General features: G+C 67.6%; 13 protein-coding genes. 8 read left to right on the forward strand and 5 right to left on the reverse strand.

The window, feature by feature from the left end:
- Positions 1–30: 30 nt before the first annotated feature.
- The 3 genes from E1263_RS42695 to E1263_RS14110 all read left to right on the forward strand — a co-directional run bounded on the left by E1263_RS42695 (position 31) and on the right by E1263_RS14110 (position 4,148).
- Positions 31–636, forward strand: a complete 606-nt coding sequence (locus E1263_RS42695) for a hypothetical protein (RefSeq protein ID WP_165956604.1) — start codon at positions 31–33, stop codon at positions 634–636.
- Positions 633–3,410, forward strand: a complete 2,778-nt coding sequence (locus E1263_RS14105) for a hypothetical protein (protein WP_165956605.1) — start codon at positions 633–635, stop codon at positions 3,408–3,410. Before E1263_RS42695 ends, E1263_RS14105 begins: the two co-directional genes overlap by 4 nt.
- A gap of 114 nt (positions 3,411–3,524) precedes the next feature.
- On the forward strand, positions 3,525–4,148 hold the full coding sequence (locus E1263_RS14110) for a VOC family protein (protein ID WP_132167739.1): 624 nt from the start codon (positions 3,525–3,527) through the stop codon (positions 4,146–4,148).
- A 51-nt stretch (positions 4,149–4,199) separates the two neighbouring features.
- On the opposite strand, the gene E1263_RS14115 is transcribed toward E1263_RS14110, so the two are convergent.
- The gene (locus E1263_RS14115) at positions 4,200–5,543 is read right to left on the reverse strand and encodes an FAD-dependent oxidoreductase (RefSeq protein WP_132167740.1); all 1,344 of its coding nucleotides are present in this window, start codon (positions 5,541–5,543) and stop codon (positions 4,200–4,202) included.
- A gap of 177 nt (positions 5,544–5,720) precedes the next feature.
- Between E1263_RS14115 and E1263_RS14120 the strand changes: the two genes are divergently transcribed.
- Together E1263_RS14120 and E1263_RS14125 are read left to right on the forward strand one after the other, a co-directional pair.
- Positions 5,721–6,395, forward strand: a complete 675-nt coding sequence (locus E1263_RS14120; protein WP_132167741.1) for an SDR family oxidoreductase — start codon at positions 5,721–5,723, stop codon at positions 6,393–6,395.
- A gap of 29 nt (positions 6,396–6,424) precedes the next feature.
- Complete coding sequence (locus tag E1263_RS14125) at positions 6,425–6,970, forward strand: TetR family transcriptional regulator (protein WP_132167742.1); 546 nt, start codon at positions 6,425–6,427, stop codon at positions 6,968–6,970.
- Here the strand turns inward: E1263_RS14125 and E1263_RS14130 are convergent.
- From E1263_RS14130 to E1263_RS14140, 3 genes are read right to left on the reverse strand one after another with little or no spacing between them, the layout of a single operon-like run.
- Positions 6,967–7,680, reverse strand: a complete 714-nt coding sequence (locus E1263_RS14130; RefSeq protein ID WP_132167743.1) for a peptide deformylase — start codon at positions 7,678–7,680, stop codon at positions 6,967–6,969. The two genes, E1263_RS14125 and E1263_RS14130, sit on opposite strands and share 4 nt — an antisense overlap.
- 8 nt (positions 7,681–7,688) lie before the next feature.
- Positions 7,689–9,215 carry a sensor histidine kinase gene (locus tag E1263_RS14135; protein WP_132167744.1) on the reverse strand — a complete coding sequence of 509 codons (1,527 nt, stop codon included), beginning with the start codon at positions 9,213–9,215 and terminating at the stop codon, positions 7,689–7,691.
- On the reverse strand, positions 9,205–9,882 hold the full coding sequence (locus E1263_RS14140) for a winged helix-turn-helix domain-containing protein (protein WP_132167745.1): 678 nt from the start codon (positions 9,880–9,882) through the stop codon (positions 9,205–9,207). The genes E1263_RS14135 and E1263_RS14140 overlap by 11 nt, the downstream gene beginning before the upstream one ends.
- Positions 9,883–9,996: 114 nt before the next feature.
- On the opposite strand from E1263_RS14140, the gene E1263_RS14145 reads away from it, so the two are divergent.
- Positions 9,997–10,431: a hypothetical protein gene (locus E1263_RS14145; RefSeq protein WP_132167746.1), complete on the forward strand. Its 435-nt coding sequence runs from the start codon at positions 9,997–9,999 to the stop codon at positions 10,429–10,431.
- A 122-nt stretch (positions 10,432–10,553) separates the two neighbouring features.
- The gene (locus E1263_RS14150) at positions 10,554–11,768 is read left to right on the forward strand and encodes an MFS transporter (protein ID WP_132167747.1); all 1,215 of its coding nucleotides are present in this window, start codon (positions 10,554–10,556) and stop codon (positions 11,766–11,768) included.
- Positions 11,769–12,172: 404 nt separating this feature from the next.
- Here the strand turns inward: E1263_RS14150 and E1263_RS14155 are convergent, their stop codons facing one another.
- Positions 12,173–12,925 carry an SDR family NAD(P)-dependent oxidoreductase gene (locus tag E1263_RS14155; RefSeq protein WP_132167748.1) on the reverse strand — a complete coding sequence of 251 codons (753 nt, stop codon included), beginning with the start codon at positions 12,923–12,925 and terminating at the stop codon, positions 12,173–12,175.
- Positions 12,926–13,003: 78 nt separating this feature from the next.
- Between E1263_RS14155 and E1263_RS14160 the strand changes: the two genes are divergently transcribed.
- Entirely contained in the window at positions 13,004–13,438 is a 435-nt protein-coding gene (locus E1263_RS14160; protein ID WP_132167749.1) for an Rrf2 family transcriptional regulator, read from the forward strand.
- Positions 13,439–13,442 lie beyond the last annotated feature (4 nt).

Here is a 13,442-nt window from a genome sequence, read left to right on the forward strand (position 1 = left end):
CCGGAGTCCGACAGTGAGGTGGAGGACTCAATGCAACGCAGTACCTTGCTATGCGGTGCTCTGCTGGCCGTGGTCGCGGGTCTGTTGTGTCTGGTCGGGGAAGCCCTCGGCCTGGACACGCAGCACGTGGCGCTGGTCGGCGGAGCCCTGGGGGGTGTGGTGGGGCTGGTGCAGGAGCGGACCCCGGCGCAGCGGGCGATCGGGTTCCTGATCGGCCTGTTCGTGGCCTGGCTCGGGTTCGCCGTACGGGCGCTTTTCCTGCCCGACTCGGCTTCCGGGCGCGCGGTCGCGGCGGTTCTCGTCGTGGCCGTGTGCGTCGCGTTCACGGCGGGTTCGATGAACCGGCTTCCGCTGTGGACGTTACTGCTCGGCGCGGCCGCGATGGTGGCGGTCTACGAGGAGAGCTACACGGCCGACAGCCCTGCGTTCCTGGCGCAATCGCCGTCGGCGGCGACCGGCGTACTGCTCGCGGCCGGGATCGGGTTCCTGGCGACCTCGCTCCAATGGCCCGGCCGAGCGGCCGCCCATGCCAAGACCGCGGGTCCGCCTGCCGATACCGAGCCGGTCACCGAAGAGGCAACCACCCGCGAATTCGCCATCCCCCAGTCCGTAGGTACCGAAGGAGAACGTCCGTGACCGCCCGCCGGATCACCCGGGGACTGGCCGCCGTCATCGCCGTCCCGACCGTCTTCGTCCTCACCACGTCGCCCGCGCTGGCGACCGCCGCTGCCGACCCGGTGGCAGTCACCAACACCGAGACCGTGCAGGCCCGGCTCCAGCCGAGCGGCAAGGTGGACGGCGTTCGGATCTACGAGCAGCTCGCCTTGGTCGGCAAGGGCAAGGTGAAGGTCGTCAACCCCGTGTCCGACAAGGGCATCCGCAACCTCGACAGCTGGGGCGGGTACACGGTCAAGGACGGCAAGATGACCGTTGACGCAACCGTCGACGGCGAGCAGCGAGTGCGAACCGTCAGCGACTACGACAAGAAGAAGCTGCCGATCACGGTCGCCGTCACCTACACGCTGAACGGCAAGAAGCTCAAAGAGCCCGGTGACGTCGTCGGCAAGAAGGGCCTGCTCGAGGCTCACTATGTCGTCGAGAACACGTCGGCGCGGTCTGAAGAGATCACCATCACCGACGGCTACGGCAAGCAGGTCAAGGAGCAGGCCGAGGTCGTCATCCCGATGGTCGGCCAGCTCACGACGGTGCTACCGCCTGAGTTCGGCAACGTAGCCTCCAACGAGGCCAACAAAGCAGGCGACGGCAAGGGCGGCACCAAGCTCAGCTTCACGGTGACGCTGTTCCCGCCGGTCGGCGCTGCGACCGCTGAGTTCGGTTGGTCCGCTCAGGTGAAGGACGCCGTCGTACCCGAAGCCGAGCTGACGGCGCTGCCAGTGAGCCCGCTCGACAGCCCCAGCTTCAAATCAGCCGTTTCGGGCTACCAGAGTGGCGCCGAGAAGGGCAACGACCTGGTCGAAGGCGGCGGCACGCTCGACACCAACCTGATCAAACTCCGCGACGGCTCGCAGAAGCTCCTCAGCGGTCTCCTTCAGCTGAACGCCGGCGCGAAGACTCTCAACGAGGGCCTGGCGAACAAAGCAGCCCCCGGTGCGACCCAGCTCTCCAGCGGCGCAGCCCAACTGGCCGGCGGCCTAGCCGAACTGGACACCGGCGCCTCGTTGCTACGCACCAAGACCGGAGAAGCCGCCAACGGCGCCGACAAACTCAACACCGGCGCCGGAAAGCTTGCCAAGGGCACCAAAGATTTGAACGCCGGCGCCGGCAAGCTGGCGAACGGCACCAAGGACCTGAACGCCGGAGCGGGCAAGCTCGCCAAGGGCGCAAAGGACGTGAACGCAGGGGCCGGCCAGCTGAAGGCCGGTACGGGCAAGCTCGCCTCCGGGCTGGGCGAGGCCACCGGGAAGGCTCCCGCGCTGATCGATGGGCTGAACAAGGTCGGCGGCGGACTGAAGGACGTCCAAGATGGCCTGACCCTGATGTACGGCCAGATCGGCACGCTGCCCAAGGAAGCCGAGCCGCTGCACGCAGGAATCGCGCAGCTCCGTGCGGGAATCGGCTCGGTCGACGATGCCGCTACCCTCCTCGGTGGTCTGCAGCGCCTGAAAGACCAGCTCAATGCGTCCGGTCCGGGCATCGACAGGATGCGCGGCGGTGTGGCTTGCGTTACTGACGCTCTGGACGGCGTTAGCAACGGCAAAAAAACCAGATACTCCGAGGAGTGCTACGGCGCGGCGGCGGCGTTGCTGAATGGACCGGCCGGCAAGTCGAACGAGCTCCCCGAGTCGGACAAGATCAAGAAGCTGATCCTGGACTCAGTGCTCACCCAGCTCGGCACCACCGACCAGACGCGGCCCGACCTCGACCAGTCGTTGCCGAGCTCTGCCACGCTTCAGCAGGCGCTTGCCTACCTGAAGGGTCGGCTGACTGAACGGGCCGTGCCTGGCCTCGCCCAACTGCAGTGTGGATTGGACAACCGCGTATCGGGCTGCCCCGCCGCAAAGCCCGGCCTGCAGCAGGGTCTTCAGGCCGTGGACGCCGGAGTCACCAAGCTGGTCTCCACTGTGGTGGGCAAGGTGCAGGGCGGGATCGGTACTCCGAAGGACAAGCCGACGGACAAGACGCTGCGCGGCGGAATCAACGGGCTGCAAGGTGGTGTGGGACAGATTCAGGCTGGTGGCAAGACGCTGCTGACCGGCCTTACCCAACTGTCGGACGGAGCCGACCAGGTCGACGGCGGCATGGGCTCGCTGCTCAAGGGAACCGGGCAACTCAAGACCGGCGCCGGAACGCTTGCCGCTGGCACCGGGAAACTCAAGACCGGCGCCGGAACCCTCGCCGCCGGAACTGGGCAGTTGAACGCAGGCGTCGGCGTACTGCTGGCCGGGACCAAGCGCCTCGACAACGGGCTGTTCCTGCTCTCGGGTGGCACAGGCAAGCTCTCCGATGGCGTTGGCAAGGCTCGGGACGGGTCAGACCAGGTTGCTCAGGGATCGAAGGACCTCGCGACAGGAATCGGGTCAGCTGCTGAGGGGTCCGGCAAGCTGGCCGAAGGTCTGAAGACGGCGGCCGATGGAGCGCCGGCTATCCCCGAGGGCGCTGGGCGGCTTTCGACTGAGGGTGCTCAGGTGCTGAAGAAGAAGGGTGCTGACACGGCGCTCGACTTCGGGCGGCGGTACTCGATGCTCGCGGCCGCGGCCAACCGGGCCAAGACCGAGGCGATGCCGGTCGGGGCTCCGGAGGGTGCCACTACGGCTACGGCGTACTCGCTGAAGTTGGCGGGCGATACCGGTGAAGGCGGCCGGAGCTGGATCCGATTGCTGGCCGGACTCGCGCTGTTCGGTGCGGCGATCGGCGCCACGAGCGTGATTCGTCGGCGCGCTACTAGCTGAACGCAGTACTGAGGACCAGGTCGCAGCACGATGGCGACCTGGTCCTTTGCTTGCGGAATGCCGTTGGTCGTGGCGGAGTTGGAGTCAGTAAGCAGCGATCACAGGAGGGCAGTAATGAGTACCGATCTGAAGCTTGAGGCGGTTGTTGTTCCGGTTGCGGATGTGGACCGGGCGAAGGTGTTCTACGGCGGCCTGGGCTGGCGGCTGGATGCGGACTTTGCCTTTGACAACGGGTTTCGGATCGTTCAGTTCACGCCACCGGGGTCGCCCGCTTCGGTTCAGTTCGGTACGGCGGTCACGACCGCCGCGGCTGGTTCCGCGCAGGGGCTCTACTTGGTGGTGGATGACATCGCCGCAGCGAGAGACGAGCTGAGCGCGCTCGGCGTCGAGATCAGCGAGGTGTTCCACCCTGGTGCGCCGGGCGCCCAGTTCGAGCCGGGCTCAGCGAACCGAGCAGAAGGCCGTGATGAGAACGGCGGGAGCTACGGCTCCTTCGCGACCTTCCAAGACCCCGACGGCAACACATGGCTCCTGCAGGAGGTCACCACGAGACTCCCGGGCCGCGTGACCGAGGCGACGTACGAGTCTGCCAACGATCTCGCGCAGGCGTTGCAGCGCGCCGCGGCCGCGCATGGTGAGCACGAGAAGCGTCACGGCGGCGAGTACGACGAGCAGTGGCCGGCCTGGTACGCCGAATACATGGTGGCGGACCGGACCGGCCAGGAGCTGCCCGAGTAATCGAACGTCACGGCAACCCTCCCGCCCCCAGGAGAGTTGCCGTGACGACGTCTATTCCCCGATGGCCGCGCGGAGCATGTCTTCGCGCGGCACGACCTTGATCCGCTCGCGGCCGTGCGGCTCGCCCAGAGCGATCTCGTGGGCGTCGAGCCGGGCCCAGCCCTCGTGGTCGACGACAACTGCGCCGTTCGCGACGAGGTGGGTGAGGATCGCGTCCGGGTCGGCCACCTCGGGGACCGGCAGGGTGTCGGCATCCGCGAGCAGGCTGACGATCGTCTCGGCGGCATCGGACTTGGTGTGGCCGATCAGGCCGATCGGGCCGCGCTTGATCCAGCCGGTGACATACATGCCCTCCAGCGGTACGCCGTCCAGGTCGAGCACCCGGCCCTTGTCGTTGGTGATGACGCCGGCCTGGTGGTCGAACGGAAGCTCCGGCAGGTGCGACGACAGGTACCCGACGGCCCGGTAGACGGCCTGGACGGGCGTATCGACGTACTCGCCGGTGCCCTTGGCAGTGCCGTCGCCTTGGAGCTGCGTCTTCTCGGTGCGCAGGGCCTCAACCCGGTCGGTCCCGAGGACCTCGACCGGCGCGTGGCACAGGTGGATGTGGATGCGGTGCGCCTTGCCGGTCGGCTCGGCCTCGAGGTGCTTCAGCAGCGTGTCGACGACGAGCCGCGTGCTCTTGCTGGAGCTGATCGCAGCCTGGCTCGCCTCGTCGATCTCGAAGCCCTCGGGGTGCACGATCACCTCGACCGACGGCGAGTGCGACAACTCGCGCAGCTCCATCGGCGTGAACTTGATCTGCGCCGGACCGCGTCGCGCAAAGACGTGGATATCCGTTGCCTGGTTGAGCTTCAGGCCCTGGTACACATTGTCCGCGATCTCGGTGACGAGCTGCTCGTCGGCCGGCTTGGCCAGCATCCGGGCGATATCCAGCGCGACGTTTCCAGCACCCAGTACGGCGACCTCACGCGCCTCGAGCGGCCAATCGCGCGGTACGTCGGGATGTCCGGCGTACCAGCTGACGAAGTCGGCGGCACCGTAGTTGCCGGGCAGCTCGACACCGGGGATGTCGAGCGGGCGGTCGGTGATCGCGCCAGTGGCGAAGATGACCGCGTCGTAGTGCCGGCGCAGATCGTCCAGCTTCACGTCGACGCCGTAGGTGACATTGCCGATGAACCGGATCCGCTCATGCTCAAGCACCCGGCGCAGGGCCTTGATGATCTCCTTGATCCGCGGGTGGTCCGGCGCGACGCCGTACCGGACGAGTCCGAACGGCGCAGGCAGCCGCTCGATCAGGTCCACCTGGGCGCCTGCGTGCTCCTTGGTCACGATGTCGGCGGCGTAGATGCCGGCTGGCCCGGCACCGATGACGGCGATGCGGAGATCCTTCACAAGCTGCGGTCCCTCACAGTGGGCTCGAATGAGTTAGGTGGCCCTAACTTTAGTTGAGCAATCCTCCTCACCCACGCCCGTTCCACACCTTGAGATTCTTTTCACAAGGCCCAGGGAGTGTGCTGTGCGTGATAGATTATGGCCATCATCTTAAATTGAACCCCTCAAGGAGCAGTGATGGAACTCAGTGGCGCAGTAGCAGTGGTGACCGGCAGCAACCGCGGTCTGGGGCGTGAACTGGCCAAGCAACTGCTGGCGCGCGGGGCCAAGGTGTACGGCGCCACGCGGCGTCCGGAGAGCCTCGACCTCGAAGGCGTCATCCCGCTCAAGCTGGACGTGACCGACCCGGCGTCAATTGCCGAAGCGGCCCGGATCGCGAGTGACGCGACCCTGCTCATCAACAACGCGGGCGTCTCGACGCACACCGCGCTGGTCAGCGGCGACTGGAACAACATCCAGCTCGAACTGGACACCCACCTGGTCGGCCCGCTGCAGCTCATCCGCGCCTTCGCGCCGGTGATCGAGGCGAACGGCGGCGGTGGCATTCACAACGTGCTGTCCGTACTGGCATGGGTCCACCACATCGAGGCGTACGCCGCGTACAGCGTCGCCAAGGGAGCCGCCTGGGCGATGACCACCGCTGTTCGGGCGGAGTTGGCACCACGCGGTATCGAGGTCAGCGCGCTGCACGTCGGCTACATGGACACCGACATGGCCGACTACGTCCCCGCCGACCAGAAGACCGACCCGGCCGGCATCGCCAAGCAGGCGCTCGACGGCATCGCGGCCGGCGAGCCCGAGATCCTCGCGGACGAGTTCACCCGGGAGACCAAGGCAAGCATCTTCCAGTAGGTTCGAGGCAAGCTAGCTAGGAGGGCGAGATGGGTCGGGCGTCACGAGCTGATGCGGCACAGCACCGCGAGGAGGTTGTGCACGCGACCTCGCGGTTGTTGCGCGAGCGCGGCAGCGCGGGGATCAGCGTGCAGGATGTGATGTCCGCGGCCGGCCTCACCCACGGCGGTTTCTACAAGCACTTCGCGTCGAAGGACGAACTGATGGGCATCGCCGCCACCGAGGCCTTCGAGGAAGTGCTGGTCCGGATGGCCGCGATGACCCGCGACGAGGTCGTGCAGGACTACCTGTCGGTCGGCCATCGCGACGACCCCGGCCACGGCTGCGCTTGTACGGCGCTGGCTCCCGACGCGGCTCAGGCCGAAGTCGGGAGCCCGCTGCGCACGGCGTACGGGGAGGGTCTGGAGAAGACGCTCGACGCGTTCGCCGGGTACGAGACCGACGCCGAGGAGGCCCGCCGCAAGGCGGTGCTGGAGCTGGCCACGCTGGTCGGCGCAGTCACGCTGGCCCGGGCGGCCGGGCAGACTCCGCTCTCCGAAGAGATCCTCGCGACGGTGCTGGCCGAGCTGACTTAGTCGAGGTGAAAGCCTAGAGCCTTGGCAGCTCGGGTCGGGACAGGGTCGGCCCAGTTGTTGGTGTAGTTCTCGATGGTGCACAGCGAGCGGGTCTCGAGCTTGTCGACGTACACCGTGCCGCGCAGGTGGTCGGTCTCGTGCTGCACGATCCGCGCCTGCCAGCCCTCGAAGGTCTTGCGCTGCGTCTCGCCCGCCGGGTTGTCGTACTTGGCATCGACGGCGAAGTAGCGGTTCACCACCGCGGTGTAGCCGGGCATGCTCAGGCAGCCCTCGAAGAACCCGACGCGCCGATGCCCCGCCGAACGATAGGTCGGATTGATCGCGGCGAAGAACTCCAGCTTGTAGCGGTGCCGCGCCTCGGCGACCTCCGGCGGGACCGTGGCCGGATCCTCCAGTACGGCGATCTGCACCGGCACGCCGATCTGCGGCGCAGCCAGCCCGACCCCGGGAGCCGCCCGGTTCGTACGCTTCATCAGCTCGATGAACTCGGCCAGTACGGCGTCGTCCACCTGGCCGTCGAACGGTTCTGCGACCTTCCGCAGGACCGGCTCGCCGAGGGACACGATCGGCGCCACCCCACCGTCGCCGTACTTCTCGACAAGCTCCTCAATCTGGTCCTTCACGATGCCAACTCCTGAGGCGGTCTGGACGGATGCGGCCAACGGCACGGCCGCAGCACCGGTGAGCAAGGTACGCCGGGTCAATGCCATGCGCACCATTATGTGGCGAGCGGCAGCCGGAGGTCGAAGGAGGCGCCGCCGAGCGGGGAGGTATGGGCAGTCAGCGTGCCCTCGTGCGCCTGCGCGAGGTCGCGGGCGATCGCGAGCCCGAGACCGGCGCCGCCTTCGTCGCGGCTACGGGCGTCGTCGAGGCGGACGAACCGCTCGAAGATGCGCTCCCGATCGGCCTCCGGTACGCCGGGACCGTCGTCCTGCACCTGGATCATCGCCTGCCCGCCGGCCTCACTGATGACTACGCGAATGGCCTTGCCGGTATGGCGTTCTGCGTTGTCGAGGAGGTTGCCGAGGATCCGTTCCAGGCGAGACTTGTTGCCGAGTACAACCGGTTCGGCGTCGATGACCATGGTGGCGCGGCGACCGTCAATAGCGTCGCGGACGAGATCGGCGACGTACAGGCGTTGTGGGTCGACGTGGTCGCCAGCGTCGAGGCGGGCGAGCAGGAGGAGATCGGCGGCGAGGTGCTGGAGGCGGACGGTATCGGCGATGAGCTCGTCGAGTTCGAGCAGCTCGGGGTGGGCGGCCGCGACCTCGAGCTGAGTGCGAAGGGAGGCAATCGGGCTGCGGAGTTCGTGCGAGGCGTCGGCCACGAATGCTCGTTGCTGGGCCACTGAGGTTTCGAGCGCGGTCAACGTGTCGTTGGTGGTTCGGGCGAGGCGGGCTACCTCGTCGCGGGACTCGGGGACGGGGACGCGGCGGCGGAGATCGCGAGAGCCGGTGATGCCGGCGAGCTCGGTCCGGATCGCCTCGACCGGAGCGAGCGCGCGGCGCGTGACCATCCAGGTGACCAAGGCAACGATCGCCAGGAGGAGCGGCAGACCGATCAGCATCGACTGGCTCACCGTCGACACCGCATCCCGTGCGGTGGCGAGCTCTGCACCCGCCTGCACAGTCACGTCGCCGGCACCCTTCGGCAGCTTCACCTTCAAGGCAGCAAACCGGTACTCCGCCGTCCGCCCATCGACGGTCGCGGAACCGGTCGAGTATTCGGCGTCCCCCTCGGCAACCCGCCCCGGATCGGGCGGTGCGGTGGGGGCAGACGTGTCGTCGTCATCCGGCTCGTCGCGACCGGGGCTCTTGTCATCGTCATCACCGTCGTCGTCATCGGTGACCGTGGAAGAGGGGGTGGAGGGCCGCGGCGTGGTGGCGGGCTTGGGCGGCGCGGTGGTGGAGCCGCCGGGCTTGGAAGGCGTTGCGCGCGGCGGCTGCACCGGCTGGCCGTTCAGCTCGGTGAGCTTCTCGCTAGCGGCCAGAACGTTGCCTTTGGCATCGGTGATGCGGACCGGGCTCTCGTCATCGAGGTCGAGTTTGGCGATGGCTGTACCGCCGGCCAACTGCGATGCGAGTTGCTGGGCGGTGACTTCGGCTTGCAGCTGCGCCTGGCTCCCGAGGTTGGCCCGAAGGAGCAGTACGACGGCCAGGCCCGCGATCACGAGCGCTACCGCGACTACGGCGGTGGCAGCGACCGTCGTACGGGTTCGGAGGGAGCCGCGCACGTCAGCCGCCATCCCGGGCGAGGCGGTAGCCGGAGCCGCGGACCGTGGTGATCGCCTTGCGGCCGAACGGGGTGTCCAGCTTGCGGCGCAGCGCGCTGACGTAGACCTCGATGATGTTGGGATCGCCGTCATAAGACTGATCCCAGACGTGGTCGAGGATCTGCAGCTTCGAGACGACCTGACCCGCGTTCGTCGCGAGATGCTCCAGTACGGCGTACTCCTTCGCCGTCAGCTCGATCTCGTCGGAGCCACGGAAGACCCGGTGGGCGGCCGGTTCGACCCGGAGGTCGCCGAGCTCGATCACCGGAGCGGCACCGCGGGTCCGGCGCCGGAGCAAGGCGCGGATCCGGGCCAGCAGGACGACGTACGAGAAGGGTTTGGTCAGGTAGTCGTCGGCGCCGGTGTCGAGCCCCTCGGCCTCGTCGTACTCGCCGTCCTTCGCGGTCAGCATCAGCACCGGGACCTCGGAGCCGGCCGCGCGCAGGTCGGCGCAGACGCGGTAGCCGTTCCGGCCGGGAAGCATGATGTCGAGCAGGATCAGGTCGTATTCGCCGCTCAGCGCACGGTCGAGCCCGGTGAGCCCGTCGTACGCGACGTCCACCACGAAACCCTCGGCGACCAGCCCCTTCGCGAGCGAATTGGCCAGCCGTTTCTCGTCCTCGACGATCAGCAACCGCATGCCCCCAGCCTGCCAGACCCACCTGAAGCCCGCTTCAGGTTGCTTCAGGACGGCTTCAGGCAGGGACGGCAGTGTCTGGGGTGTCAACAAGTTCCCCGACCGAAAGGCCTCCTGATGAAGCGCCTCGCACTGATCGCCACCACCGCCGTCGTCCTGACCGCCGGGGGCGTCGCCACCGCGTACGCCGTCCAGTCCGACAACACGCCCACCACCAGCCCGACCTCGAGCCCGTCGGCCAGCAGCTCGACCGGTGTCCCGACCGGCTCGCTGACCGCCGCGAAGGCCGTCGAGCAGGCGCTGAAGGACGTCCCGGGTGGCGTCGTCACCGACGTCGACTGGGACAACCCCAATTGGGAGCTCGACGTGCACACCACGGCCGGCTGGCGCGAGCTGAGCTACGACGCCAACGGCAAGCTCCTCTCCAACCGCGTCGACAACAACAACTCCGACGACCGGGCCGACGACCGCACCGATGACCACGGCGACGACAGCGGTCGCGACAGCGCCGACGACCGTAACGACGACCGCCCGGGCCACGACGACAACTGACCCAGCGCCGTACCTGAGCAACCCCTCCGAAGCGAGCCGGCCGATCCCCCTCGGCCGGCTCGCTCGGTTCGTACGGCGAGACGCCTCCGCACCGGACGGCGGTAGCGGATAACGTTTGCAGGGTGTTCGACCGGCCCGAGTCCGCACTACGAATCGTCGCCCGGTCGAAGTTCTACCGCGCGGCCTTCTTGTCGTTGCTGATCGCCGGGATCGGGATGTCAGCGGCGACTCCGCAGCTGACGCTGTTCCTGGTGCGTGATCTCGGTACGCCGCTGCCCGTGGCCGGCCTTTACTACGTCACCAACCTCGCGTCGCCGATCGCCGGATATCTACTCGGCCGCCTCTCCGACCGCAGCCACGACCGCCTCCGTCTGCTGCGGATCTGCGCGGTCATCGGCACAGTCGGCTGGCTCGCAATGGCGTCGACCAATGCGGTCTGGCAACCATTCGTGATCAGTGTCGTCGTACTGAGCATCGGCGGCGGAGCGATGGCGCAGCTCTTCGCCGCCTGCCGCGACGAGCTCAGCCGCAACCCGACCCGAGCCGACAACCGCGTGGTCGCAACCGTCCGCATGGGCTTCACCGTCGGCTGGATCCTCGGCCCGGTCCTCGGCAGCTGGTACGGCGGCCTGTTCGGCCTCCGCTCGCTGTTGATCGCGACCGCGATCTGCGTGTTCGCGCAGATCATCCCGTTCGGTCGCCAGCACGTCGAGCGCTACCAAGCGCCGAAGCCAGTCCTGCGGGCACCCGGCAAGCGCGAGATCACCCACATGCTGCCGCTGCTCGCCTTCACCGCAGTCTGCGTGCTGGCGATGACCGGCGACACCATCAAGTTCGGCTACCTACCGATCTACATGGCCGACGAGCTCCACCTGTCCGACGGGGTCCGCGGCGCCGTCATCGGCATCCAGCCCCTGATCGAACTCCTCCTGCTCCCGGTAGTCGCCCGCCTGGCCGACCGGTACGGCGGACTACCCGTGATGACCGGCGGCGTCGTACTGGGTCTGGGCGGCAACCTCGCTTTCGCCACCAGCACCGGCGTCGGCATGCTCTTCCTCGGCCAAGCCCTGACCGCAGGTCTGTGGGCCTGCGTCGCCGCCATCGGCGTCTCGATCGCCCAGGACCTCTACCCCGAACGCGTCGGTACGGCGTCCGGTGTCTTCCTCGGCGCCATCCCGGTCGGCTCAGCCATCGGCGGCGCGATCGGCGGCATCGGCGTCGCCGCCATCGGCCTCCCCCAAGTCTTCTTCGTCCCCGCGGTCCTCACCAGCCTCGCGATCGTCGGCTTCATAATCCTCAGCATCCAAACCCACCGCGCAACCGCGGCCCCGAACTGAGCCGCCGCAACGCCCGCACCACCTTGAGCACCAACCCCATCTTTGAGAACCCACCAACCACCCCAGGCCCGCAAAAACGATCGATGGATCCCCAAAGTCGACCCCCACCCCCAAAGAGCAGCCAACCCACCTTTGGGCAGGAACGGCGACCTTGGGCACGGCGGGCGACTTTGGGTACGCACCAACCACGGAATGAGCCTGGAAACGGTTGATGGGTTCCCAAAGATGAGCCCGCGGGCGCCTCACCTTCGACGCAGCGGGTGCCGGACGAGCCTTGAGCACGGGTCAGGCATTCCGCCCGCCCGAAAATGACTGACGCGGACTCAAAGCGCCGTACGCGATCAGCTTTGAGCACCGGCCAGGCATTTCGGGTGGCCGCGAATGGCTGGTGGGGGCTCAAAGGGTTAGGCGTTGTAGCCGCCGTGGGCGTCTAGGACGGCGCCGGTCACGTAGGACGCGGTGGGGCCGGCCAGGAAGGTGATGGCGGCGGCGATTTCGTCGGGGTGGCCTACGCGCTGGATGGAGAGGCCGGAGAGGAGGATCTTGAGGACCTCGGGGTCGGGGGCCATGCCGCTTTCCATCAGGCCGGCTTCGACGACGTTGGCGGTGATGCCGCGGGGGCCGAGGTCGCGGGCGGCGCCGAGGGTGTAGCGCTCGATGCCGGACTTGGTCGCGGAGTAGTCGGCCAGTCCGGGCACCCCGACTCGCGAGCCGAGACCCGAGCTGATGGTGATGATTCGGCCATTGTCGCGGAGGACCTTGGCCGCGGCGCGGATGACGGCGATCACGCCGAGGTAGTTGACCGCGTGCATCCGGTCGAGGGCTGCGACATCCGCGTCCGGGTCGTCGATCTTCCGGCCCTGCTCAACCGAGATGGCCGCGTTGTTCACCAGGATGTCCAGCCCGCCATACGCGGCAACAACCTCATCAATCAGTACGGCGGCCTGTGCCGTGTCCGCGTGGTCGACCTGGAACGCAACCGCCTTCGCGCCGAGCGCCTGCACCTCGTCGACCACACCCTGCGCCTGCTCCGCGGAACTCACATAAGTGAACGCGATATCCGCACCTTGAGCGGCCAGCTGCCGCACCGTCGCCGCGCCCAGCCCACGGGATCCTCCGGTGACCAACGCAACCTTGCCTGCCAGTGCCTTACTCATATTCACTCCTCAGTCGTAACAAAGATGGTTACTTCAAACTCAAGGTAACATACTTAGTTACAACGGCAAGGAGGGGTGATGAGTGCAAACAGCAGGCTGACCATCGCAGCGCACGCGCTGGCCTGGATCGGCCTCTACCAGCGCCAAGGGCACGAGGTCGCCACCTCCGAGCAGATCGCCAGCAGCGCGAACACCAACCCGGTCGTCATCCGCCGGCTCCTCGGCGAGCTCCGCGCGGCCGGCCTGGTCGAGTCCCGCCGCGGCGTCGGCGCCGGCTGGACCCTGACCCGCGACCTCAAAAAAATGACACTGCTCGACGTGTACGACGCCATCGAGCCGGGCCCGTTGTTCGCACTGCACCGTGCCAGCCCCGACGAGGGCTGCGTCATCGGCCATGGCATCCAGCCCGCGCTCCAGGACGTCTACGCCGGCATCGAGTGCACCGTCCGGACCGAGCTCAGCAAAACGACACTCGAAGACGTCCTCCAGGCAGTCCTCGCCGTCCCGCGCTGATCGG

The sequence above is a fragment of the Kribbella antibiotica genome (assembly GCF_004349055.1).
Taxonomy (GTDB): Bacteria; Actinomycetota; Actinomycetes; order Propionibacteriales; family Kribbellaceae; genus Kribbella; species Kribbella antibiotica.